Source organism: Marinobacter sp. (genome assembly GCF_041690615.1).
GTDB lineage: Bacteria > Pseudomonadota > Gammaproteobacteria > Pseudomonadales > Oleiphilaceae > Marinobacter.
In genome coordinates this window covers 98,676-121,307 of the sequence record NZ_JAWLGY010000008.1, presented here as the reverse complement: position 1 = coordinate 121,307, position 22,632 = coordinate 98,676, and the positions used below count along the sequence as shown (strand labels likewise).

Genomic DNA, 22,632 nt, shown 5'->3' with positions numbered 1-22,632 from the left:
GTACAGCTGTTGAAGGTCATCGCATTCCATAACCTCAAGGGTGGCGTGGGTAAAACCGCGGCGGCCTCCAATATCGCGGCCCTGGCGGCCGAAGCGGGCATTCCGACCCTGTTGTGGGACCTTGATCCCCAGGGGGCGGTGAGCTGGTACTTCGGCAATACCGGTGACGGCCATTCCCGGGTGCCCAAGGCAGGCAAGCTGGTAAAGGGCAAGACGCCCATCGGCAAGACCATTGTTCCGACGGGGATTGATAACCTGGACCTGATTCCCGCGGACGTCAGCTTTCGCAATATCGACCTGCAACTGGAAAAGCACGGCGACCGCAACACCCTGGCGGACTGGCTGGAGCCCCTGGGGGAGGATTACGGCCTGGTGGTGCTGGATTGCCCGCCCTCGCTGTCGCGCCTGGCGGAGCAGGTATTCCGGGTGTCGGACCGGGTGCTGGTGCCCCTGGTGCCGACCTGGCTGTCACTGAACAGCTGGCACCAGATGCAGTCGTTCATTGCGGACAAGAAGGTCGATCGGCGCAAGTTCTATCCCTTCTGGACCATGGTCGACCGGCGTAAACGGCTTCACCGCCAGTTGCTGGAGCAGCCACCCAAAGAGCTGGAGCAGCTGATGCCGGGGTATATCCCCTATGCCAGTGATGTGGAACGCATGGGTGAACTGCGCCAGCCCGTCCACTGGTTTGCACCCCGGTCGCCAGCGGCGCTGGCCTATCGCCTGCTGTGGCGCAGCCTCAGCAAGGGAAAGCGGGCACTGGATCTGTGAGCTGGGAATGACTCAGGTCCGGTGTCGCGGGTCAGGTGCGGCTATCGGGTAGGCCAGTACCGCTGCATTTCCATGTAAAGGAAAGAGGCGCTCCAGGTAATCAGCACCAGCCCGGCCAGTGCCTCAATTCCCGTAAGGTACCTCAGTGCGCCCAAAGGCTCGATGTCGCCATAGCCCAGTGTGGTGAAGGTGGTGTAGGAAAAGTAGACCGCATCAATAAAGGCGCCGGAGAAATTTCCGGCCAGCTCGCCCCAGCCTTCGGCATGGTGCATGAAGTAATAGACGCTGGCGAACAGCCAGACCTGGATGGTGTGGGCGATCAGTATTCCGAACACGGCCACGACCAACCGGAAGTGTCTCGTCCGCGTGTGGTGAAGGCTTTCCAGTATCCCACTGAGACGGACCAGGCTCTCATGGTGGATAAGTACCACGATAATCACGATCAGGCTGTTCAGCAGCGTCACATTTACGAGGCTGGCGTGGTCGGCAAGCTCCATTCGGGGCGGTTTCTCTGGTTATGGACTGGGCGCAAAATCCGTTGCCGGTAATGTTAGCCGGTCGTGGTGGCGGTGTCTGCCCGCACCCGGTATGAAACTGTCATCCGGGTATCGGGCCACTTAGCGTCCAGGTGAAGCCGGAACTGCCGGTTCTGTGGGGAGGGGCGGGGGAACCACCTGGTTCCGGCCCTGCTCCTTGGCCTGATAAAGGCGGCTGTCAGCTACGGCCAGCAGGTCCTGGAGCGTTTCACCATCCACCGCCAGCTCGGCAACCCCGACGCTCAGGGACAGGGGTATGGCTTCGCCGGCATGTTCGACATTGGCGGTGGCCAGGGCCTGTCGGAGTTCTTCCGCCACCTGGCTGGCTGTAACCGTGGCCGTGTTCACCAGGATTACACCAAACTCCTCGCCGCCCAGCCGGCCCGCCAGGTCGGTGCCCCGCAGCCGGCGACGAAGCAGGTCGGCGAAGAAAACCAGGGCCCGGTCTCCCGCCTCATGGCCATGCCGGTCATTCACCTGCTTGAAATGGTCCAGGTCGATAACCAGCAGCGATAACGGCTGCCCCTCCCTGATTGCACGGCTTTTCTCCCGCTCGAAGAACAGCTTGAAGCGGGAACGGTTGGGCAGACCGGTGAGAAAGTCGGTCTGGGCCATGTGCAGCAGCTGGGTCTCACTGCGCTCCCGGCTGACTTCGTAAACATGGGAAAACACGGTGATGCAGGCCGTCAGGACAATCATGTTGGCCACTGACCGTGCATCCATAACGGCCGTGTCATCCATGAATCGCCAAAGAAAAATAATGGTGGCGACAATAATAAAGAACAGGGAAATGGCCAGGCCGGCCCGGCGCCCGAGCAGGAGGTGACTCACCAGCGGAATCAGCAGGACCCAGCCAAAAACCGTTATGCTGGCCGTTGGCGTGGCAATGGCAATCATCATGGCGGAGAAAAACGGGAATATATACGCAAGTATCCACCGCTCCAGGTGCCGGGTCCGGTGGGCGTAGTACAGCAGAATGGCGGAGTAGAGCCCCATGCCCCATTCCACGCCGGCCAGGGCCCAGGTGCCTTTCATGGCGTTGAGGATGCCGAACAGAATGCCACCACCGATGGTGATCCATAACAGGGCCACCAGCACCGCCTTGCGGTGGGGGCGGGCCAGCTGCGTAAGCGTATCCGGATGGGCGTCCATAGGCTGAGTTCTGGTGAATTTTTGTGCGTGAATTGGAGCACAAAATACCTGTCGTTAAAATACCCTGACCGGTTATTTTCCGAGCAACTCCCCGAGCCCCTGCAGGTTTTTGACATGATCGCAGAGGGTCTTGGTCATCATCAGGATCGGTGTCGCCAGGATCAGCCCTACCGGACCCCATAACCAGCCCCAGAAAAGCAGGCCGATGAAGATAACCACGGCGTTGAGACTGGACACCTGACTGGTCAGCCACGGCGTCAGCAGGTACCCCTGGATACTGGTGATTACCAGAGAGGCGGCGGATACCGCAATGGCCATATCCAGGGAGCCGAACTGGATAAACGCCGCTGCGCCGGACCCTACGAAAACCAGGAAAGGGCCCAGATAGGGGATGGCGCTGGCAATACCAGCCAGCACACCCCAGAGCAGGGACTGGTCGACACCAATCCATAGAAAGGCCAGCCAGGTGAGGACCCCTACAAACACTGCCCCGAGGAACATAACGAAGATAAAGCGGCGCATCTGGTAGTGGAACTCGTTCAGCATACGGGCGGCCTTGCGCATACTGTGAAAGTCCGGCCCGGACATGCGGACCACCTTGCGCTTGTATAACTTGCCAATGGCGAGCACAAAATAGACCAGGAACAGCACCGAGACCAGCTGGGTGATCATCATGGTGCCCCCGGCGGCCCTGTCCATCAGATAGTCCCGCAGGCTGAAGGGTTCGTCGACGATTCTCACGGCAGTTGCCTGCACCCGGCTGTGCTCCTGGTCTTCCGAGCGTGAAGCGGATTCCTCGATCTCCTTGGCCGCCTCCTGCGCTTTCTCCATCAGGCCCTCTGACTTGGGCTTCCGGCTGCTCTCCCGCTCGAACTGCTGAACCGCAGTCGGGATGCGTTCCAGCATTTTCATGGCTTCACTCTGCAGCGGCATGGCCGCCAGGGCCAGGATGGCGAGCAGACCGCTGAGTACCAGGGCAGCACTGATGGGGCGGGGAATGCGCAGGCGATCCAGCAGGGAAACCACCGGATCCAGGGCATAGCTGATCATGATACCGGCTACCAGCGGCATGAGCACGTCCTGGGCCCAGTCCAGGAACACGATAAACCCCATGCCGGCGATGACGAGTGGGGCAACCTGGTAGAAGTTGATGGGCCTGGCGGCAACGGACCGGCGTTTCTGGTCGTCGTCGGGTGACGGGGTGTTGCCTGAGCGACTCTGCATTCCATCCCTGCTCTGGTGGTTGATCCGTGGGGCACTGAACTGATGATGGCAGCGGGTTGCCCGGGGGTACAGGCGAGGGCAGAGGGATTAATGGTTTCGTAAGGTTTGCAGGGAGGATGCCGGCCACCCCGGGGATGGCCGGCGGGTACTACAGCGGGTTGACCACGTGGCCGCCATCCACCGTGACTACCGAGCCGGTCATGAACTGGCCGGCGTCACTGGCGAGCAACAGCATGGCGCCGTTAAGCTCATCCAGCTGGCCGAGACGGCGCATGGGTACGCCTTTCTGAATAAACTCCTGACCCTGATCGGTGTCGAAGAAGTCTTCGTTGATCTCGGTGCGGAAGTAACCGGGGGCAATGGCGTTGACCCGGATCTGATAGCGGGCCAGCTCCATGCCCAGGGACTTGGTGAGCTGCACTACCGCCGCCTTGGACGTGGCATAGTGGCTCAGACCCTTGCCCACACGCAGACCCAGTATCGACGCTATATTGACGATACTGCCGGCCTTGCCGGCCTTGGCCATACGCTGGCCGGCGCACTGGGCCACACGCCAGACACCGTCCAGGTTGGTGCCCAGCATGAAACGCCAGTCCTCTTCGCTGATTTCCAGGGCACGGGCGGCACCGCCAACACCGGCATTGTTGAGGACCACGTCCACTACGCCGAAGGCTTCCTCGGCGGCGTCGAAGGCGGCTTCCACGCTGTCGCGGGAGGTGACATCCATGGGAACGGCGAGAACTTCGCCACCCTTGCCACGAATGTCGTCAGCGAGCTGGTTGAGTTTTTCTACCCGGCGAGCGCCAATGACAACACGGGCGCCCACCTGGCTGCAGATACGGGCAAAATGGGCGCCAAGGCCACTGGACGCGCCAGTGACCATGACGGTTTTGCCCTTGAGCGAGAAGGCATCAAGGGGATGGCTCATTACAGCACCTCGAACAGGCCGGCTGCACCCATGCCACCGCCCACACACATGGTGACGACCACGTATTTGACGCCACGACGCTTACCTTCCAGCAGGGCGTGACCCACCATCCGGGCACCACTCATGCCATAGGGGTGACCGATGGAGATAGCGCCACCGTTGACGTTCAGGCGATCATTGGGGATGCCAAGTTTGTCGCGGCAGTACAGTACCTGCACGGCGAAGGCTTCGTTGAGCTCCCACAGGCCGATATCGTCCACTTTCAGGCCGTGCTGCTTGAGCAGCTTGGGCACGGCGTAGACTGGTCCGATACCCATTTCTTCCGGCTTCAGGCCAGCCACGGCGATACCGCGATAAACACCCAGTGGCTGCAGGCCACGTTGCTCGGCCAGCTTGGAGTCCATCAGGACACAGGCACTGGCACCGTCAGACAGCTGGCTGGCGTTACCGGCGGTGATGCAGCCACCTTCGATAACCGGGTTGAGTCCGGCCAGGCCTTCAAGCTGGGTGGACGGGCGGTTGCCTTCGTCCTTGTCGAGGGTGGCTTCCTCGTAGGTGACCTCTTTGGTCTCCTTGTTCATTACCGCCTTGGTGGTGGTGACCGGTACGATTTCATCATCGAACAGGCCCTTTTCCTGGGCGGCGGCGGTGCGCTGCTGGGACTGCAATGAGTATTCGTCCTGGGCCTCACGGCTGATGCCGTAGACCTTGGCCACGTTCTCAGCCGTCTCCAGCATGGGCATGTAGGCATGCTCGGCGAACTTCATGACGTTTTCGTCTTTTTCGGCGTTCATCCACTCGAAGTTCTTCTGCTGAACCAGGGAGATGTTTTCGTGGCCGGCGCCGATGGCGACTTGCTGGCCGTCCACCATGATTTGCTTGGCAGCAGTGGCAATGGCCATCAGGCCGGAGGCGCACTGACGGTCCATGGTGGTACCGCTGACAGTCAGGGGCAGCCCCGAGGCCAGCGCGGCCATGCGGCCCAGGTTCCAGCCGGCTGTACCGCAAGGCATGGCGGTGCCCATGACCAGGTCTTCAATTTCCGCCGGGTCAACCTTGGCGCGCTCAACGGCGGCCTTGATGGCGAAAGAGGCCATGGTGGGTGACTTGGTGTTGTTGAACAGACCCCGGAAGGCTTTGCCAATGGGGGTACGTGCTGTGGATACGATGACTGCTTCTCTCATGATCTCTTCCTCTTGGTGTAAAAAATTTTCTTTCCTGGCCCCGTTGAATCCGGGTCAGGTTTTGTTTTCAGCGTTCACGCAGTAGGCCAGGGCCCCACACGGAGTCGATCGACCGGCGGGACAGGCTTTCGCAGCAGCGCCATGGATGGCGCGGAGCAAGGCCGGTCCATGGATGGGCCGTGAATTGCGGCGGAGAAAGCCTGTCCCGGCGGGCGAGCGACGGACTACCTTGTCCCTCGTGAATTCAGCAAATCATTTCCGGCTTGATCAGCGGTTCCAGGCATGCTCACCCAGACTGTGAATGAGGTGCCTGGCCTCCCGGTGGGGGTACTTCCTCCGCTGCAATTCACGGCCCGTCCTGGACCGACCTTGCTCCGGGCCATCCATGGCCCTGCTGCGGAAGTATCCCCACCGGAAGTCCGTGTGAACTCCGTGCTGTCCGCCTTTAAAACTTTAGCGGTTACCCTGCCAGATGGCTTGTCAGCCTCAGACCTTCTCGATTTTTGATTTACCTTCAGCAACCAGCTTTTCCAACAGCGGCGCCGGCTCAAACCACATTTTGCCGTAATCACCCAAGGTATCGCGATAGTGACGGATGGTATCGAGGATCTTCTCCAACCCGATCTGCTCGGCGTAATGCATGGGGCCACCCAGCCAGGCCGGGAAGCCGTAACCGTTGATCCACACCAGGTCGATGTCACCACTGCGCAGGGCAATGCCCTCATCCAGGATCTGGATGCCCTCGTTGATCAGCATGTACAGACAGCGATCATGGATTTCCTCGTTGCTGATTTCCCGGCGCTCAATGCCCAGGTCAGCGGCGATCTTTCCGGCCAGCTCCAGAACCTCAGGGTCTTCCTTCTTCTCCCGGTCTTCATAGATATAGAACCCGCGACCGGTCTTCTGACCGTAACGGCCCAGATGGTAAAGCTCGTCCGCCAGTTTGCAGTAGCCCGGATCCTGGCTGATTTCATCCCGGCGGGATTCCCTTACCAGGTAGCCCACGTCGATACCGGCGAGGTCATACATGGACAGTACACCCATGGCCAGGCCGGTTGAGGTCATCACACCATCCACCTGGGCCGGGGTGGCGCCTTCCAGTACCAGGCGGTGGGCTTCACGGGCGTAGGGCTCGAGCATGCGGTTGCCGATAAAGCCGAAGCAGACCCCGGAAACCACGGCAACCTTTTTGATGGTCTTTGCCATATCCAGGCAGGTGGCCAGTACGTCGTCGGCGGTCTTCTCGCCACGCACGATTTCCAGCAGTCGCATGACGTTGGCCGGGCTGAAGAAGTGCAGGCCGATTACGTCCTGGGGGCGGTTGGTGGATGCAGCTATCTGGTCCACGTCCAGGGTGGAGGTGTTGGAGGCCAGGATGGCGCCGGGCTTGCACACCTTGTCGAGGGTACCGAACACCTGCTTCTTGACGTTCATGCTTTCGAACACGGCTTCGATCACCAGGTCGACATCACCCAGGTCTTCGTAGCTTAGGGTGCCGGAGAGCAGGGCCATGCGCTGGTCCATGTCTTCCTGGCTGAGTTTGCCCTTGCTGACGGTGCGCTGGTAGTTCTTGCGGATGATATCCAGGCCCTTGTCCAGGGCGTCCTGTTTGAGCTCCAGCATGACCACCGGGATGCCGGCATTGGCATAGTTCATGGCAATACCGCCGCCCATGGTGCCGGCGCCGATGACGGCGACTTTTTTAATGGGACGCAGCTGGATATCGGGGCTGATGCCGGGGATGTTGCTGGCCTCTTTCTCGGCCTGTTTTACGTGGTCCAGGGCTTTTTGCTGTTCCGGGGTGTAGTGGTCTTGGGGGCTTGTCATGATGTTTTCCTTTGAATATCCGAGTAGGAGGCCTTACCGAAGATGAGGCTTGCAACAGGTCGAGAGGCAGGGGGGCCGGGCACTTTTTCCGGGACCGTCGAAAAGAGGGACCTTTTCGACGAGCCTACATGGACGTATTTACGGTGTGTCCCGGAAAAAGTGCCCGGCCCCCCTGACTCCGGAAGGCGAACTCAAAACCTGGCCAACGTCAGAACCAGTCGTTCTGCATAGCCAGGTTGTCGCGGTTGCCGTTGCTCAGCAGCCGGGCATAGCCTTCCAGCGGCGCCAGTTCCCAGTTCATGAAGTACCGGGCGGCGTGGACCTTGCCCTGGTAGAACTGCTCTTCCGAACCGGAAGCGCCGGCAGCCAGGGCCTTCTCGGCAGCCATGGCCTGCTTGAGCCAGATCCAACCCACCAATACCTTGCCGAACATGTCCAGGTACATGGTGGCGTTGGACAGACCGTGGTCCGGGTCCGTCGCCAGTTGCTTCTGAAGGTCAGAGGTTACCGACTTCAGGGTATCCAGGGCTTGCGTCAGCTGGCTGGCCAGCGGTCCGCAGGTTGCCATGCTGGCGGCCTTATCCAGTGTGACCTGGATACGGCGCTGGAATTCGGCGTAGCCATCACCGCCCTTGGGGCCGAGTTTGCGGCCCAGCAGGTCGATGCCCTGGATGCCTTCAGTACCTTCGTGAATCGGATTCAGGCGATTGTCCCGGTAAAGCTGTTCAAGGGGGTACTCCCGGGTGTAGCCGGCACCGCCGAGAACCTGGATGCCGAGATCCGAGGCGATGACGCCGTATTTGGACGGCCAGGTCTTCACCATGGGGGTGATCAGGTCGAGCAGTTCGGCGGCGGCCTTGCGTTCGCTGTCGTCCGCGGCGGTGTGGGCGTCTTCCACCAGGGTGCTGGCATAGAGGCACAGGGCCAGGCTGCCTTCGGCGTAGGCTTTCTGCATCAGCAGCATGCGGCGCACGTCGGCGTGCTCCACAATCTTTACCTGGGGCGCGTCCGGGTTCTTGTTGCCGGGCAGGCGACCCTGGGGGCGGTCGCGGGCGTAGTCCCGGGCTTCCAGATAGCTCTGGTATCCCATGGCGGCAGCGCCCAGGCCGACACCAATACGGGCCTCGTTCATCATCTGGAACATGTAGCCCAGGCCCTTGTGGGGCTCGCCCACCAGGTAGCCCACCGCACCGTCTTTTTCGCCAAAGTTCAATACGGTGGAGGTGGTGTTGCGGTATCCCATCTTGTGGAGCAGACCCGCCAGGGCGACGTCGTTGCGGTCACCCCGGCTGCCGTCGTCGTTGACGTGAAACTTGGGTACCAGGAACAGGGAAATGCCCCGTACACCGGCCGGGGCGCCCTCGATGCGGGCGAGTACCATGTGGACGATGTTGTCGGTCAGCTCGTGGTCGCCGCCAGAGATGTACATTTTGTTGCCGAACAGGCGATAGCTGCCATCGTCGGCCGGCTTCGCCATGGTGCGCAGGTCGCCAAGGGCAGAGCCCTGGCCCGGTTCGGTCAGCGCCATGGTGCCGCTGTACCGGCCATCGAGCATGGCGGGCAGGTATTTCTGTTTCAGCTCGTCGCTGCCAAAGCTCTTGAGCAGATTGGCGGCGCCGATGGTGAGAAACGAGTAGGCGGTGCTGGAGACGTTGGCGGCGTTGAAATAGGCCATGCTGGCCCGCAGCACCACTTCCGGCAACTGGGAGCCGCCGTCGTCGAAGTCGTGGTGGGATGCCAGGAAACCGGCTTTGGCGAAGGCATTCCAGGCCGGTTGGGTTTCCGGGATCAGGGTGACCTTTTCGCCATCGAACGTGGGCTCGTTGGCGTCGCCCTTCTGGTTATGGGGGGCGAAGTATTCGGCAGCGATATCCCGTGCGGTGTTGAGCGTGGCGTCGAAGATGGCACGGTCATGCTCCGCATAGCGGGGCCGTTGCAGCAGGGATTCGGTATCGAGGACTTCGTAGAGTTGGAATTCGAGATCGCGATCGTTAAGCAGTTTTGCCATTGACAGTTTCCGGGGCAGCCCACCCGGAGCGATGGGCTCCGGGTGGGCTGTGTCCTAGACCTCCAGCCATTCTTTGCGGATTTCGGGGTTGTTTTTCAGGTCATCCGGGGTGCCTTCGAAGACGATTTCCCCGTCGCCCATGATGTAGATGCGGTCGGCGATATCCAGGGCAATGGAGAGCTTCTGCTCCACCAGCAGCACCGCCAGGCCATCCTCCGCCATCTGCTTGAGGATGGCAGCCACGTCAGCCACGACCTTGGGGGCAAGGCCCTCCGTGGGCTCGTCCACCAGAATGCACTGGGGGTCGCCCATCAGGGCACGGAACATGCTGAGCATCTGCTGCTCACCGCCTGACAGCACTTCTGCCGGGGTATGCTCACGTTCCTTGAGGCGTGGGAACCACTCGTAGACCTTCTCGATGGTCCATTTTTCTCCGGTCTGGCCCTTTTTCTTCATGCCCAGTTCCAGGTTCTGCAGCACGGACAGTCCCGGGAAAATGGCCCGGTCCTCCGGAACATAACCGATACCGGCATGGGCTATCTCGTGGGGCTGCAGGCCGCTGAGGGTCTTGCCGTCGAACTCGACGTGTCCGACCGGCGCAACCAGCCCCATGGCAGCCTTACACAGGGTGGAGCGGCCCGAGCCGTTTCGGCCGAGCAGGCTGACGATTTCGCCACGATCAACCTGCATGTTTACGCCGCGCAGTACGTGGCTCTTGCCATAATAGGCGTGTAAATCCTGAATCTTGAGCATCAGTGGACCTCCGTACCGAGATAGGCTTCCTGAACGGCCGCGTTGTTGCGGATTTCTTCCGGGGTGCCGGTGGCGATGATCTCGCCATACACCAGTACGGAAATGCGGTCTGCCAGTTCGAAGACCACGCTCAGGTCGTGCTCAACTACCACCAGGGTGTTCTCGCCAGTCATACGACGGATCAACTCGATAACGTCGTTGGCTTCGGTACGGCTCATGCCAGCCGTGGGTTCATCCAGCAGGATAACCTGGGCGCCGGAAGCGACTGTACAGCCGATTTCCAGTGAACGCTGCTGGGCATAGGTGAGCAAAGAGGCCGGGATTCCTGCCTGCTCGGTCAGGTTCAGCCGTTCAGCCAGCTCGTAAGCCCGGTCGGTCACCGCCTGCTGCCCCATGACGCTCTTCCAGAACGCGTACTTGTGACCCTCGGACCAGAGCAGCGAGCAACGCAGATTCTGCATTACGGTCATGTTCTGGAACAGGTTGGTCACCTGGAAACTGCGGCTCAGGCCCATGCGATTGACCCTGTGGGCCGGCAGGTTGTGGATATCGTTACCGAACAGCTTGATGGAGCCGTCGGATACTTTCATGCGTCCACTGATCAGGTTGAACATCGTGGACTTGCCGGCCCCGTTGGGACCGATAATGACGTGGCGTTCGTGCTCATGAACCTCGAGGTTCAGGCCACGGATGATTTCGGCACGCCCGAAATTTTTCTTTACGCCTTTGAGTTCCAGTGCGTTGCGGGTAGTCATGCCTTACCTCCGTCAGACTTGTCGCCGAGTTTACGCTTGAGCATCGGGTTGCCGTGGAACAGCATCAGCCCGAAACCGACAATGGCGATCCCGAAAGAGACAAACCATGGCAGGAAGCTGGTGGCATCCACTGTGAAGCCCATCAGGACAAAGGGAGCACTCGGGTCCCAGCTACGGAAGTAGTGGTAGGACAGCTCGATCACGCAGACCAGACCGAACATACCCAACAGTCCGGCCAGCAGGATATAGATCCTGATACCGGTATTACCCTTCCAGGCGCCGGCCTTCCAGTTGAGGTACTGGGTGTGCACGATGCCCACCAGCCCCATCGGGGCGAACATCACGATGGCGATGAACAGCAGACCGAAATACAGTACCCAGGCTTCGGTGTACGAAGACAGCGAGCTTTCAAGTATGGTCACGAGCGACGCGCCCACCACGGGGCCGATAAAGTAACCAATGCCGCCGATATAGGTACCCAGGAGCACAATACCGGACTGGATCTGACCGACGGATTCATCGTTGACAATCTCGTCCGTGATGACGAACAGGCCGCCCGCCAGGCCAGCAAAGGCAGCAGACAGTGCAAACTGGATAAAGCGCACGATCGTGGGGTTGTAACCGACAAACTGGGCTCGCTCGGGGTTATCCCGTACCGCGTTGGCCATCCACCCCAGGGGTGTCTTCTTGAGCAGATAAATCAGAACGGCCGCAATCATTGTCCAGGCCACCACCAGGAAGTACACGTTCCGTCCGGGGCCGTAGTCGATTCCGAACAGAGACGGCGCCTCGTCGCGATAGCCAAACAGGCCGGCTTCACCGCCAAAGAAATCACTGAACATCAGTGAGCTGGAGTGGACCAGCGCGCCGACGCCCAGGGTGATCATGGCAAATACCACACCAGCCCGGCGGACAGAGAACGAACCGAAAATGATGCCGAAACCCAGCCCGGCTGCCGCACCAACCAGGGGCAGCAGTTCGATGGGAAGTCCTTCACCACCGGCATCATTGATGGTGCGTAGCAGGTGCATGGCGACGTAAGCGCCCAGCCCGTAGTAGACCGCGTGTCCAAAGGACAGCAAGCCGGTATTGCCCAGCAGCATGTTGTATGACAGGGCGAAGATGATCGCAACGCCCATATGGCTGAGCAGGTTAACGGCATGGCCGGACTGGAAAATGAATGGCAGCAAGACTGCCACCACGGGGACGACCACCCAGGGCCATAACTTCAGCAGGTTGGAGCCGCCTGCTGCGGTATTGGTAGCCATAGACTTGGTTTCCTGTTGCGTTGTTGTAGTGGTTGTCATGCTTCACGCTTCCCGAAAAGGCCGCGGGGTCTGAAGATCAGAGTCAGTACCAGCAGAAGGAACGGAATTACCGGGGCAATACGAGTGGCTTCCATATGCCAGAGCACGCCGAAGAATCCGGAGTCTTCGATACCGAGCGTTCCGATGGAATCCGCCAGCGAAAAGTCGATCGACAGGAAGAACGTCTGCAGGATACCGATGATCAGCGAAGCCACCAGAGCGCCGGGCACGGATCCCAGGCCGCCAAGTACCACCACCACAAACACGATCGGGCCCATCATGAACGCCATGCCCGGATCGGTAACGAAATGAATGCCGCCAACTACACCGCCCAGGGCGGCCAGGGTGCAACCAAAGGCGAACACCAGCATGAAAACACGGGGAACGTTGTGGCCCAGTGCGCCCACCATGTCAGGGCGAGACAAGGCACCCTGGATAACCAGTCCGGCGCGGGTTTTCTTCAGTAGCAGCCACAAACCCACGAACATGGCTACGGCCACCAGCAATACGAACACCTTGAACATGGAGTAGTTCAGGCCGAACAGGTTGAACGCGGTGAAATTTAGCGACTCCGGTTCCTTGTAGGGTACGGGCACGGTGCCCCAGAACAATGCCACGAGTTCCTCGACCACGTAGGCCAGACCAAAGGTAAACAGCAGTTCGGGAACGTGCCCGTACTGGTGCACGCGACGCAGGCCATACCGCTCCACTGCGGCGCCGACCGCGCCAACGAGTATCGGGGCCAGAAACAGGGCTACCCAGAAGCCGGTTCCGAGGCCAATGGTGTAGGCGAAATAGGCGCCGAGCATGTAGAAGCTGGCGTGTGCAAAATTCAAGACGCCCATCATCCCGAAGATCAGGGTCAGGCCGCTGGACATCATGAACAACAGCGTACCGTAGAGCACGCCATTCAGAATGGAATAAGCGATGGTTTCGAGCATGGTGAGACGAATCCTGGTTTATTTTTCTGGAAAGCTCCGGTGGCATTGCGCCACCGGAGTATGGCTGGGGCTTACGGACGTCTCATGTCGCAGGTGGTATCAACCGTAGCCTGTTCAACCGGGATGTTGGCAACGGTGCGGAAGCCTACGCCGGAGTTGTCAGCATCGTACTTGGCATCCGTGTCCATGACGGACATGTACATGGGCTGCAGGATCTGGTGATCATCAGCGCGCATGGTGACGGTGCCGGTCTGTGACTCAAACTCCATGCCTTCCAGGGCGTAGGCGATGGCGTCGATGTCCTCGGCGTTGCCCACTTCCTCGATGGCGGCTTTGAGCATGTGCATCTGGTTGTAGATACGATGATAGTACCAGTCGATTTCCGGGTAGCGCTCCTTGAACTCCTGGAACCACTTCTCGTACTCCGTATGGCCCTCGTCAACGTTAACGTCGGCATGCCATTCAGTGATCTGGTACAGGATGTCTTCACCGCGAGGACCAACGGAGGCAGGTGTGCCCAGGCCGCCGCCATAGTAGGTGTAGATATTCACGTCCAGGCCGGCACTGTCAATGGCCCGGACCAGCAGGGACAGGTCGTTGCCCCAGTTGCCGGAAATAACGGTGTCAGCACCTGAGTTCTTGATGCGGGACACGTAGGGGGAGAAGTCACGAACCTGGGCGATGGGGTGCAGAACGTCACCGACGATTTCCACATCCATACCTTTCTCTTCAACCAGCTCCTTCATGCGCTTGGAGATGAACTGCCCGTGGGAGTAGTCCTGGTTGATCATGAAGATCTTTTCGATATTGTCCTGATCTTTCATGTAGTTGGATAACGCTTCCAGCTTGATGTCGGAGGCGGCATCAAAGCGGAAGTGGTAGAAGCTGCAACGCTCATTGGTGAGCGCCGGGTCTACTGCGGCGTAGTTCAGGTACAGGACCTTGTTGTCTTCGTTGCGCCGATTGTTGCGGTCTACCGCTTCGACCATGGCACCGGCTACGTTGGAGCCGTTGCCCTGGGTAACAAACTTGATGCCTTCGTCGATCGAGCGCTGTACCAGCTGCACGGACTCTGAAGGGCTCTGCTTGTTGTCCATGGCGACGATTTCGATATCGCGACCAAGGATGCCGCCTTCTTCATTCATCTTTTCGGCGGCAAAGCGGAAGTGCTTCAGACCAGCGTCGCCAACGTTGGCGAAGGGGCCGGAAAGCGGCTCGATGTAGGAGATCCGGATAGGACCGTCCTGGGCGTAGGTGATGGATGAAATGGCCATGGAAAGACCAATCATGGTGCCGGTGAACAGTCCGGTCTTCTTGTTTCGTAGCATGATTTTCTCCTGATGTTCGCTGCCAACAGGGCAGCTGTCTTCTTGTATTTGTTCAACAGTGGTTCAGACTGTATAGCGAGCGCTTGTTCTATTCAATCTGGACTTTCATTGTTTTTTACTATGAAAATACCTCCTGGAATTGGTGGAAGATTCAGGCAGTTGCGTTTTGCCCCTCGAATCAAAGGTATAGTTGAATTACTCAACCAGTTCAACCGGTAAATTCACGTTTACCGGATTTTTACTGTAGCCGGCGGCGCCAGAAATGCACAACGGGATCACAACAACGGGCGCCCCCGGACGACGATAACCAACAACAAACGGAGATATCCATGACAGACCAGACCCCCGAATGCCTCTGGCAACCAGACCAGGCCCGTATCGAACGCAGCCGCATGCATGACTTCATGCAGTGGCTGGCGAACAACAAGGGCCTGACCTTCGATAACTATAATTCGCTCTGGCAGTGGTCAGTGGATCACCTGGAAGACTTCTGGGCCGCCTTCTGGGAGTATTTTGATATTCGTCACTCCACCCCCTACACCCAGGTGCTCGACGACTACCGGATGCCCGGGGCGACCTGGTTCGATGGCGCGCGTCTGAACATGATCGAGCAGGCGTTCCGTTTCCACGAGGATGAGCCAGAACGCCCTGCGATCATTTCCCGCTCGGAACTCCGGGAGCTGGAAGAGCTTTCCTGGGGTGACCTGAAGAATCAGGTGGCCTCCTTCGCCCATGCCCTGCGCCAGATGGGGGTGAAATCCGGCGATCGTGTTGTGGCTTACCTGCCCAATATCCCCGAAACCGTAGTTGCTTTCTACGCCTGTGCAAGCATCGGCGCCATCTGGTCCAGCTGTTCGCCGGATATGGGCACCCGCAGCGTGATTGACCGGTTCCGCCAGATTGATCCCAAGGTCATGATTGCCGTAGATGGCTATCGTTACGGCGGCAAGGACTTCAGCCGCATGGATGTGGTGAATCAGCTACGGGACGAGTTGCCTACCCTGGAACAGGTGGTGTTGCTGCCCTACCTGGACGCTGGCGCGGCCATGGAGAACAGCGTGCCCTGGTCGGACATGCTGGCCCATGAAGAGCCCATGAGCTTTGAGCAACTGCCCTTCGACCATCCCCTGTGGGTGGTCTACTCCTCCGGCACCACCGGCATGCCCAAGCCTATCGTGCACAGCCATGGCGGGGCCCTGCTGGAGGGACTGCAGGGCCAGGGCCTGCACATGGACCTGCAGCCGGACGACCGTTACCTGTGGTTTACCACCACCGGCTGGATCATGTGGAACGCCCAGATTGGCGGCTTGCTGCTGGGATCCACCATCTGTATCTATGACGGCAACCCGGGCTATCCGGACCTGGGCACCCTGTGGCGGTTCGCCGGAGAAGCCGGGGTCACCTTCTTCGGTGCCGGCGCTGCCTACTTCCTCAACTGCAAGAAGGCGGAGATTCACCCGCGGGACTACGCCGATCTCAGTGGTATTCACTCTGTCGGCTCCACCGGTTCACCGCTGCCGGACGAAGGCTACAAGTGGATCATGAACGAGATCGGCGACAACGTACTGGTGGCGCCCATCAGTGGCGGTACCGACGTTGCGGCATTCTACGTGGGCTGCAACCCCATCATGCCGGTGTACGCCGGCGAGATGCAGTGCCGTACCCTGGGCACGGCTGTCTATGCCTTCGATGAGGATGGCAACGCCCTGGAAGACGAGGTTGGCGAACTGGTAGTCACCAAACCCATGCCGTCTATGCCCTTGTATTTCTGGGGCGATGAAGGCGGCCACCGTTACCATGACAGCTACTTCGATACCTATCCGGGCATCTGGCGCCATGGTGACTGGATTCGCATTACACCCCGTGGCGGCGCCATCATCTATGGCCGTTCGGATACCACCATCAACCGGCAGGGTGTTCGTATGGGCACCGGTGAAATCTACCGGGTGGTGGAAGAGATTCCCGAGGTGATGGATTCGCTGATAGTGGACCTGGAATACCTGGGGAGGGAATCCTATATGCCGCTGTTTGTGGTGCTACGGGAAGGTGTGACCCTGGATGATGACCTGAAAGGAAAGATTCGTGCCGCTATCCGGGACAATCTGTCGGCCCGTCACGTGCCCAACGACATCATCCCGACGGCGGAGATTCCCTACACGCTGACCGGCAAGAAGATGGAGTTGCCCATCCGCAAGCTGCTGCTGGGCAAGCCCCTGTCCCAGGTGGCCAGCCCGGACGCCATGGCCAATCCGGGTAGCCTGGACTTCTACATCCGCTTTGCCGAAGAAAGGGGTACGGCGCCGGCTGAGTGAAACCATGCCGGCGGCTCAGCGGAGGTTGTAATAAGCCGCCGTTGAGCCCCGGTGCTCCTTCGCTTTCTCAATCTCTGCCCGGGCCACGGTGCGCAGGTGTACCTCGTCGGGGCCGTCCAGGAAGCGCAGGGCACGGCCCCAGGTCCACAGATAGGCCAGGGGAGTGTCCGGTGTCAGGCCCATGGCGCCGAATACCTGCATGGCCCGGTCCACCACACGGGTCTGCAACCGGGCCGCCACCAGTTTGATGGCGGACACGTCTACCCTGGCTGCCTGGTTGCCATACTGATCCATCTTCCAGGCCGCCTGTAACACCAGCAGGCGGGCCTGGTCGATTTCCAGCCGGGACTCGGCGATCCAGTCCCTCACGTTCTCGAACTCACTGAGAAACTTGCCGAAAGTGCGCCGTTCCAGGGAGCGCTCGGTCATCATCTCCAGGGCCAGTTCGCACTGGCCGATGGTGCGCATGCAGTGGTGCACCCGGCCCGGACCAAGGCGCGCCTGGGCCATGGCAAAGCCTTCGCCGGGCTTGCCAAGCAGGTTTGCTGCCGGCACCCGTACATTGCGGAAGGCGATCTCGCAATGCCCTTCCGGGGAATGGTGCTGCATGATGGGGATGTTGCGAACCACCTCCAGCCCGGGAGCGTCCATGGGCACAATCACCATGGAGTGCTCGTGGTGGCGGCTGTCACCGGGGCCGTCGTTGCAACGCCCCAGTACAATGGCAAACCGGCAGTTGGGGTGATTGGCGCCGGTTATAAACCATTTGCGGCCGTCCACAACATACTCGTCACCTTCGCGGCGAATGGTCGTGCTGATGTTGGTGGCGTCGGAGGAGGCAGTATCCGGTTCGCTCATGGCAAAGCAGGAGCGAATGGTGCCGTCCAGCTGGGGTTTCAGCCAGGTTTCGTACTGCTCATCGGTGGCGAACCGGTGCAGCAGTTCCATATTGCCGGTGTCCGGTGCGCTGCAGTTGAACAGCTCGGCGGCCCAGGGCAACCGGCCCATGATCTCCGCCAGTGGTGCGTAGTCCAGGTTGGACATGGGGGTGCCCGGTTCATGTTCCTGCAGCTCCGGCAGGAACAGGTTCCAGAGGCCGTCTTCCCGGGCCTGGGCCTTGATGGGTTCGATAATCTCCAGCGGATAGACGCCTTCCTCTGCGCTGCGCAACCAGTCGCTGTTGCGGGGCAGAACGTGCTTTTTCATGAACCGCCGCATCAGGTCCTGGACCTGGCGGGCGTCTTCCGAATAGTCGAAATCCATGGCGAACCCTGGTAGTTGTTGGACAGACTCCGGTAAACCGGCCTGCGGACACACTACGTTATCACTCCGCAGGGCACGTTGATGCACGTCAAGCCAGCTTTCAGGCGCTGGCAGCGTCCTCGGCGTCCAGTTCCTTCCATGCCGCGTAGCGGTGCAGGTCAGACTCCACCAGTTTCAGGCAGACTGCTACCACGCCTGCATCATCCAGCAGGCCAAAGCCGATCAGCATGTCCGGAATCAGGTCCAGCGGGTTGAGTACATAAAGCAGGGCGCCGGCAATGGCGGCGACACTTTTCCAGGGGATCTGCCGGTACCGGCCATTCCAGTAATCCCGCAGCAGCGAAAACATCAGGCGGATATCCGTGGAGAAACGCTCAAGCCGGCCCCCGGCCTGTACCTTGGCCTCGATTTTTTTCTGCCGTTCGAGCAGGGTCTCGATGTGCTCCTGCTGTACCTTGCTGCTTTCCCGGTCAAGTTCCTCCCGGGCACGCTTCTGGCTGATGGCTGCCATGGCATCCTCGTGTTCGCTGGGGTCCGGTAGCCTCAGGTCCGGCATGGTGCCAGACCAGTGGGCTGCTGACAGGCCCATGTTGAAATCCAGCGGGCCTCCCAGGCAATTCTAGCCCCGGAGGAATCCGGCAGCCACCCCAGGGGAGATCGGCGTGGTACCCGTCAGTGACGGGCACGCAGCAGATAGCTGAGGGGGTGGAACACCAGCAGGGCAAAAATGGCGAGACCGATGATGGCGGCGATCATCACCACCCAGTCAAAGGCGGTGGCAACGTAGGCCAGTTGCGAGTGGGTGAACGCCGGTATCCAGGCCAGTCCTGTCAGGCCGGCAACAAGGGCCAGCCCGTTGGCAACGACACTCTTGTGGCGAAGATAGCGATAGCCGCCCAGGCGGGCGATCAACTGGGCGCCCAGCAGGACAACCACGGCGACAACAATCAGCCACAGGTAGGGGGCAAGGGCGTACTGAAGAATGGTGAGAACGCTGGCAATGGTCATGGAGTCACTCCTCAGGCCTGGCCTTCCAGAACGGCGTAGTAAGCCGGCTGCAGCATTTTGTCCTTGAAGGTCCAGGTCACCCAGGACTCGTCCTTCGGATCAATGAAGGGAAACGACGGCAGGAATTCCAGGTCGTAGCCGAATTCCACCAGCATGGCCTTGCCGATACTGGTGATCAGCGGACAGGAGGTGTAGCCGTTGTGCTTGCGGGGCAGGGGTTTGTCCTGCATGGCCGCCAGCAGGTTTTCGGTCACGATGGGTGCCTGGGCCTTCACACTGGCGGCCGTCTTGTTGAGTGGGGCGCCGATAACATCGCCGATGCCGAACACCTCCGGATAACGATTGTGTTGCATCGTGTAGATGTCCACGTCGAGCCAGTTGCCGGTGAAGCTGCCCTCCTGGGCGATCAGGTTACTGTTGCGCACCGCGTCCGGTGCGCTCATGGGAGGCACCACATGGATGAAGTCGTAGTCCCGGGTGATGGTGCTGCCATCCTGCTGAGTGAAGGTGGCCTGCTGGTCCTGCGGGCTGATAGCGGTCAGGGTATGGAAGTGATGCCGCTGAACGCCCTGCTCATCAAAGCGCTGTTTGACGAAATCGTTGACCCACGGCTGGCTGAACAGGCCGCCACCGGGGGCAAAGAAGTCTACATCGAAGCTGTCCCGCTTACCGGAGGCTTCCAGTCGTGACAGGGTGGTGAAGGTCATTTTCAGCGGAGCACCGGCGCACTTCACCGGGGTCGGGGCGTGGGTGAAAATGCCTTGTCCCCCGCCGGTGTCGATCCACTGGTCGATCACATCGCGGGTGCGGGTGGCCCCCTCCAGGCTGGCATAGACACTGCCGATACCGTGTTGCCCCACCAGGTCGGCTGACATGCCCTCGATCTGTTCGTAGTTAAGCTGGATGCCGGTGGCCACCACGAGATAGTCGTAGCTTAGCCGGTCACCGTTGGCCAGGTCGACGGTCCGGTTATCCGGGTCGAAGGCGGCTGCGCTGGAACGTATCCAGTCAACGTTGGGTGGCATGAACTGGCTGTTGGGGCGGGTGGTCTTCTCCGGTTCCCATACCCCGGATGCCACCAGGGTCCAGCCGGGCTGGTAGTGGTGGATCTCGCGGGCTTCCACGACGGTAATCTTGCCACCACGCAAACGATCGGACAGCCGGTTGGCGACGGCCATGCCACCGGCACCGGCACCGATAATCACCACATGGGCGCGGGTATTGACGGTCTGGGCCTGAAGTCCTGTGGACGTCAGCAGGGCAGCAGTACCGGCACCGGCACTGAGTTGCAGGAAGCGTCGCCGGTTGAGGTCGAGGGATGAAGACTGGTTTTGGGACATGGCAAGTCCTCCGTCGGGGGTTCTCTTGTAATTTTTAGTTATATGCTTATAAGAACCATTTTAAGAGTGTGCCCCTATTGAGTACAGACTTATCGTGCCCTGTGCGACACTCTGCCGCAGACCGGACACGGTATCCGGTTTTCGGGATTGTCATGTGGGCCACGGACGGTTTCCTGCCGGCACTGGTATGATGGCGTTTTCCAATGGGCGGCCCGGGCCGCAGATTCAGGAGGGATACCAACCATGAAAGGAATGACCGTACTTGGCCGGACGATGGTGTTGGCTTGCCTGACGTTGCTGGCTGCCTGCGCTTCCGGCCCCGGATCGCAACAGGGCGGGCCGGTGCCTACCGCACCCCTGACCAATACCTACTGGAAGCTGACCGTATTGCAGGGTGAAGAGGTGGACGTCCCGCAGGGTGAGCAGGGGGAACCTCATATGATCTTCCGGGACGACGGCAAGGTTAACGGTTTCAGCGGCTGTAACCGGTTTGTGGGAGAGTACACGGTAACCGGTGCCAACCTGCTGTTTGACGCCATGGCAAGCACCCGCATGGCCTGTCCGGACGACAGCTATGAGTCTGTGCTCTACGACGTATTTGCCGATACAGCCGGCGTGTTCCTGGAAGGCAAGGTACTCAAGCTGCTGGACGAGCAGGGCCGTGAGCTGGCCCGATTCACGGCCGTGGCGCTGCCCTGAGATCTGTGCCCGTTACCAGCGGGCCTTGTCCCACATTTCCGGGTTGGCCCAGTATTTCGGGTTGTTCCAGTCCCGCTTGTGGTTGTAGGTGTCGATGTTATAGGTATACAGGCTGTGGCCGCCCTGCCCGTCGCCGCCGACCTGGCGGGTGAAGCCGAGGGCGACAAGGTCGGTCAGGGACCATTGGCTGGTGTCGTCCACCAGCACAGCGATTCGTCGGTTGCCCAGGTTGCGCAGCTGGCCCAGCAGCAGGGTCCCCGTGGTCCGGTCCATGGCCTCCAGCGTATCCGATACCAGGGCGAGGTCGTGGGGCTCTGCACTGTGCCCGGCCAGTTCTCCCCCGGCGTGTTCCAGGACATCTACCCGTATGTCAGCCGTTGATGATAGCTGCTCTGCGGCCGCCGCTTCGGCCGTACTGCCACCCACCAGTATGGATGACGGCCGGGCGTCCCGGATCACGGACTCGAAGATGGCTTGTGTGTTCATGGCACGGTCCTCCCCGATGGCTTGATTCTGTCATCATACGCTTCCGGGCCGGATTCGGCCTCCTGTGATCAGGCGTGGTGCCGGTCCCGGTCGTCAGCAACCTTAAGGCCAGGCGAGCTAAATCGTCGAAGGGCCGGCACCCGCGTGAAGGAGTCAGCTGTGACCGCCATCGAGGTAACCGATCTCCACAAGTCCTATCGCGCCGCTTCGGGCCGGGTACCGGTTTTTCAGGGGCTGTCTTTCGCGGTAGGTCAGGGGCATTCACTGGCCCTGACGGGGCCGTCCGGTTCAGGCAAGAGCACGCTGCTGAATATCCTGTGCGGGCTTGAGCCGGCTGACACCGGCGTGGTGAAGTTGCTGGGTGAGGATGCCTGCCTTCGCAGCCCGGATGACTGGGCTGACCTTCGCCGGGGCCGGATCGGGGTGGTGTTCCAGGACAGCAACCTGATGCCCGCCCTGACCCTGGAAGAGAATGTACGCCTGCGGGCGGACCTGGCCGGCCAACCCTTTGGCCCTGTCCTGGACTGGCTGGAGCGACTGGGGCTGGCAGGGCTGGAGCAGCGCTATCCGGACCAGGTATCTGGCGGCCAACGGCAGCGCGCGGCGCTGGCAATGGTGTTTGCCATGGCCCCGGACCTGATCCTCGCAGATGAGCCTACCGGTAGTCTCGACCGGCATACCGCGAGCGCGGTGGCGGACGAGCTGTTTCGCTGGCAGCGGCACCGTGGTTGTACGCTGGTGCTGGCCACCCATGACCTGTCTCTGGCTGACCGCTGCGACCAGCGCCTGGACCTGGCAACCGGGAGCTGA

At 60.3% G+C, this 22,632-nt stretch carries 20 protein-coding genes and 1 pseudogene; 4 read left to right on the top strand and 17 right to left on the bottom strand.

Going from position 1 to position 22,632, the window contains the following annotated elements; all coding sequences use genetic code 11:
- The first annotated feature begins 9 nt into the window (after nucleotides 1-9).
- The gene (locus ACESMZ_RS08050) at nucleotides 10-771 is read left to right on the top strand and encodes a ParA family protein (RefSeq protein ID WP_372957693.1); all 762 of its coding nucleotides are present in this window, start codon (nucleotides 10-12) and stop codon (nucleotides 769-771) included.
- A 41-nt stretch (nucleotides 772-812) separates the two neighbouring features.
- On the opposite strand, the gene ACESMZ_RS08045 is transcribed toward ACESMZ_RS08050, so the two are convergent.
- The 12 genes and pseudogenes from ACESMZ_RS08045 to ACESMZ_RS07990 form a co-directional block, all read right to left on the bottom strand.
- Nucleotides 813-1,268 carry a potassium channel family protein gene (locus ACESMZ_RS08045; protein WP_372972465.1) on the bottom strand — a complete coding sequence of 152 codons (456 nt, stop codon included), beginning with the start codon at nucleotides 1,266-1,268 and terminating at the stop codon, nucleotides 813-815.
- Nucleotides 1,269-1,388: 120 nt separating this feature from the next.
- Nucleotides 1,389-2,459, bottom strand: a complete 1,071-nt coding sequence (locus ACESMZ_RS08040; RefSeq protein ID WP_372972464.1) for a GGDEF domain-containing protein — start codon at nucleotides 2,457-2,459, stop codon at nucleotides 1,389-1,391.
- Nucleotides 2,460-2,531: 72 nt separating this feature from the next.
- Entirely contained in the window at nucleotides 2,532-3,683 is a 1,152-nt protein-coding gene (locus tag ACESMZ_RS08035; RefSeq protein ID WP_372957695.1) for an AI-2E family transporter, read from the bottom strand.
- A 148-nt stretch (nucleotides 3,684-3,831) separates the two neighbouring features.
- The gene (locus ACESMZ_RS08030) at nucleotides 3,832-4,611 is read right to left on the bottom strand and encodes an SDR family NAD(P)-dependent oxidoreductase (RefSeq protein WP_372957696.1); all 780 of its coding nucleotides are present in this window, start codon (nucleotides 4,609-4,611) and stop codon (nucleotides 3,832-3,834) included.
- Nucleotides 4,611-5,795 (bottom strand): acetyl-CoA C-acyltransferase, encoded by a 1,185-nt coding sequence (locus ACESMZ_RS08025; protein WP_372957697.1) that lies wholly within the window; start codon nucleotides 5,793-5,795, stop codon nucleotides 4,611-4,613. The genes ACESMZ_RS08030 and ACESMZ_RS08025 overlap by 1 nt, the downstream gene beginning before the upstream one ends.
- Before the next feature lie 486 nt (nucleotides 5,796-6,281).
- Nucleotides 6,282-7,589 (bottom strand): annotated as a pseudogene (locus ACESMZ_RS08020) (3-hydroxyacyl-CoA dehydrogenase NAD-binding domain-containing protein); the annotation flags it as partial.
- Between the two features lie 241 nt (nucleotides 7,590-7,830).
- Entirely contained in the window at nucleotides 7,831-9,630 is a 1,800-nt protein-coding gene (locus ACESMZ_RS08015; protein WP_372972463.1) for an acyl-CoA dehydrogenase, read from the bottom strand.
- Nucleotides 9,631-9,684: 54 nt separating this feature from the next.
- Nucleotides 9,685-10,383, bottom strand: a complete 699-nt coding sequence (locus ACESMZ_RS08010; RefSeq protein ID WP_372957699.1) for an ABC transporter ATP-binding protein — start codon at nucleotides 10,381-10,383, stop codon at nucleotides 9,685-9,687.
- Complete coding sequence (locus ACESMZ_RS08005) at nucleotides 10,383-11,138, bottom strand: ABC transporter ATP-binding protein (RefSeq protein WP_372957700.1); 756 nt, start codon at nucleotides 11,136-11,138, stop codon at nucleotides 10,383-10,385. The genes ACESMZ_RS08010 and ACESMZ_RS08005 overlap by 1 nt, the downstream gene beginning before the upstream one ends.
- Complete coding sequence (locus tag ACESMZ_RS08000) at nucleotides 11,135-12,406, bottom strand: branched-chain amino acid ABC transporter permease (RefSeq protein ID WP_372957701.1); 1,272 nt, start codon at nucleotides 12,404-12,406, stop codon at nucleotides 11,135-11,137. Before ACESMZ_RS08000 ends, ACESMZ_RS08005 begins: the two co-directional genes overlap by 4 nt.
- 35 nt (nucleotides 12,407-12,441) lie before the next feature.
- A complete protein-coding gene (locus ACESMZ_RS07995; protein WP_372972462.1) occupies nucleotides 12,442-13,386 on the bottom strand; it encodes a branched-chain amino acid ABC transporter permease in 945 nt (314 codons plus the stop codon).
- A gap of 71 nt (nucleotides 13,387-13,457) precedes the next feature.
- The gene (locus ACESMZ_RS07990) at nucleotides 13,458-14,714 is read right to left on the bottom strand and encodes a branched-chain amino acid ABC transporter substrate-binding protein (protein ID WP_372957703.1); all 1,257 of its coding nucleotides are present in this window, start codon (nucleotides 14,712-14,714) and stop codon (nucleotides 13,458-13,460) included.
- A gap of 329 nt (nucleotides 14,715-15,043) precedes the next feature.
- Between ACESMZ_RS07990 and ACESMZ_RS07985 the strand changes: the two genes are divergently transcribed.
- The gene (locus tag ACESMZ_RS07985) at nucleotides 15,044-17,026 is read left to right on the top strand and encodes an acetoacetate--CoA ligase (protein WP_372957704.1); all 1,983 of its coding nucleotides are present in this window, start codon (nucleotides 15,044-15,046) and stop codon (nucleotides 17,024-17,026) included.
- Between the two features lie 15 nt (nucleotides 17,027-17,041).
- Here ACESMZ_RS07985 and ACESMZ_RS07980 read toward each other — a convergent pair whose 3' ends face one another.
- The 4 genes from ACESMZ_RS07980 to ACESMZ_RS07965 form a co-directional block, all read right to left on the bottom strand.
- Nucleotides 17,042-18,289 (bottom strand): acyl-CoA dehydrogenase family protein, encoded by a 1,248-nt coding sequence (locus ACESMZ_RS07980; RefSeq protein ID WP_372957705.1) that lies wholly within the window; start codon nucleotides 18,287-18,289, stop codon nucleotides 17,042-17,044.
- 100 nt (nucleotides 18,290-18,389) lie between these two features.
- Complete coding sequence (locus ACESMZ_RS07975) at nucleotides 18,390-18,800, bottom strand: YkvA family protein (RefSeq protein ID WP_372957732.1); 411 nt, start codon at nucleotides 18,798-18,800, stop codon at nucleotides 18,390-18,392.
- Nucleotides 18,801-18,961: 161 nt separating this feature from the next.
- Entirely contained in the window at nucleotides 18,962-19,297 is a 336-nt protein-coding gene (locus ACESMZ_RS07970; protein ID WP_372957706.1) for a DUF5368 family protein, read from the bottom strand.
- Between the two features lie 11 nt (nucleotides 19,298-19,308).
- Complete coding sequence (locus ACESMZ_RS07965) at nucleotides 19,309-20,637, bottom strand: FAD-dependent oxidoreductase (protein ID WP_372957707.1); 1,329 nt, start codon at nucleotides 20,635-20,637, stop codon at nucleotides 19,309-19,311.
- 243 nt (nucleotides 20,638-20,880) lie between these two features.
- On the opposite strand from ACESMZ_RS07965, the gene ACESMZ_RS07960 reads away from it, so the two are divergent.
- Entirely contained in the window at nucleotides 20,881-21,336 is a 456-nt protein-coding gene (locus ACESMZ_RS07960; protein WP_372957708.1) for an META domain-containing protein, read from the top strand.
- Between the two features lie 12 nt (nucleotides 21,337-21,348).
- On the opposite strand, the gene ACESMZ_RS07955 is transcribed toward ACESMZ_RS07960, so the two are convergent.
- On the bottom strand, nucleotides 21,349-21,822 hold the full coding sequence (locus ACESMZ_RS07955; protein WP_372972461.1) for a DUF6231 family protein: 474 nt from the start codon (nucleotides 21,820-21,822) through the stop codon (nucleotides 21,349-21,351).
- A 159-nt stretch (nucleotides 21,823-21,981) separates the two neighbouring features.
- On the opposite strand from ACESMZ_RS07955, the gene ACESMZ_RS07950 reads away from it, so the two are divergent.
- A complete protein-coding gene (locus ACESMZ_RS07950) occupies nucleotides 21,982-22,632 on the top strand; it encodes an ABC transporter ATP-binding protein (RefSeq protein WP_372972460.1) in 651 nt (216 codons plus the stop codon).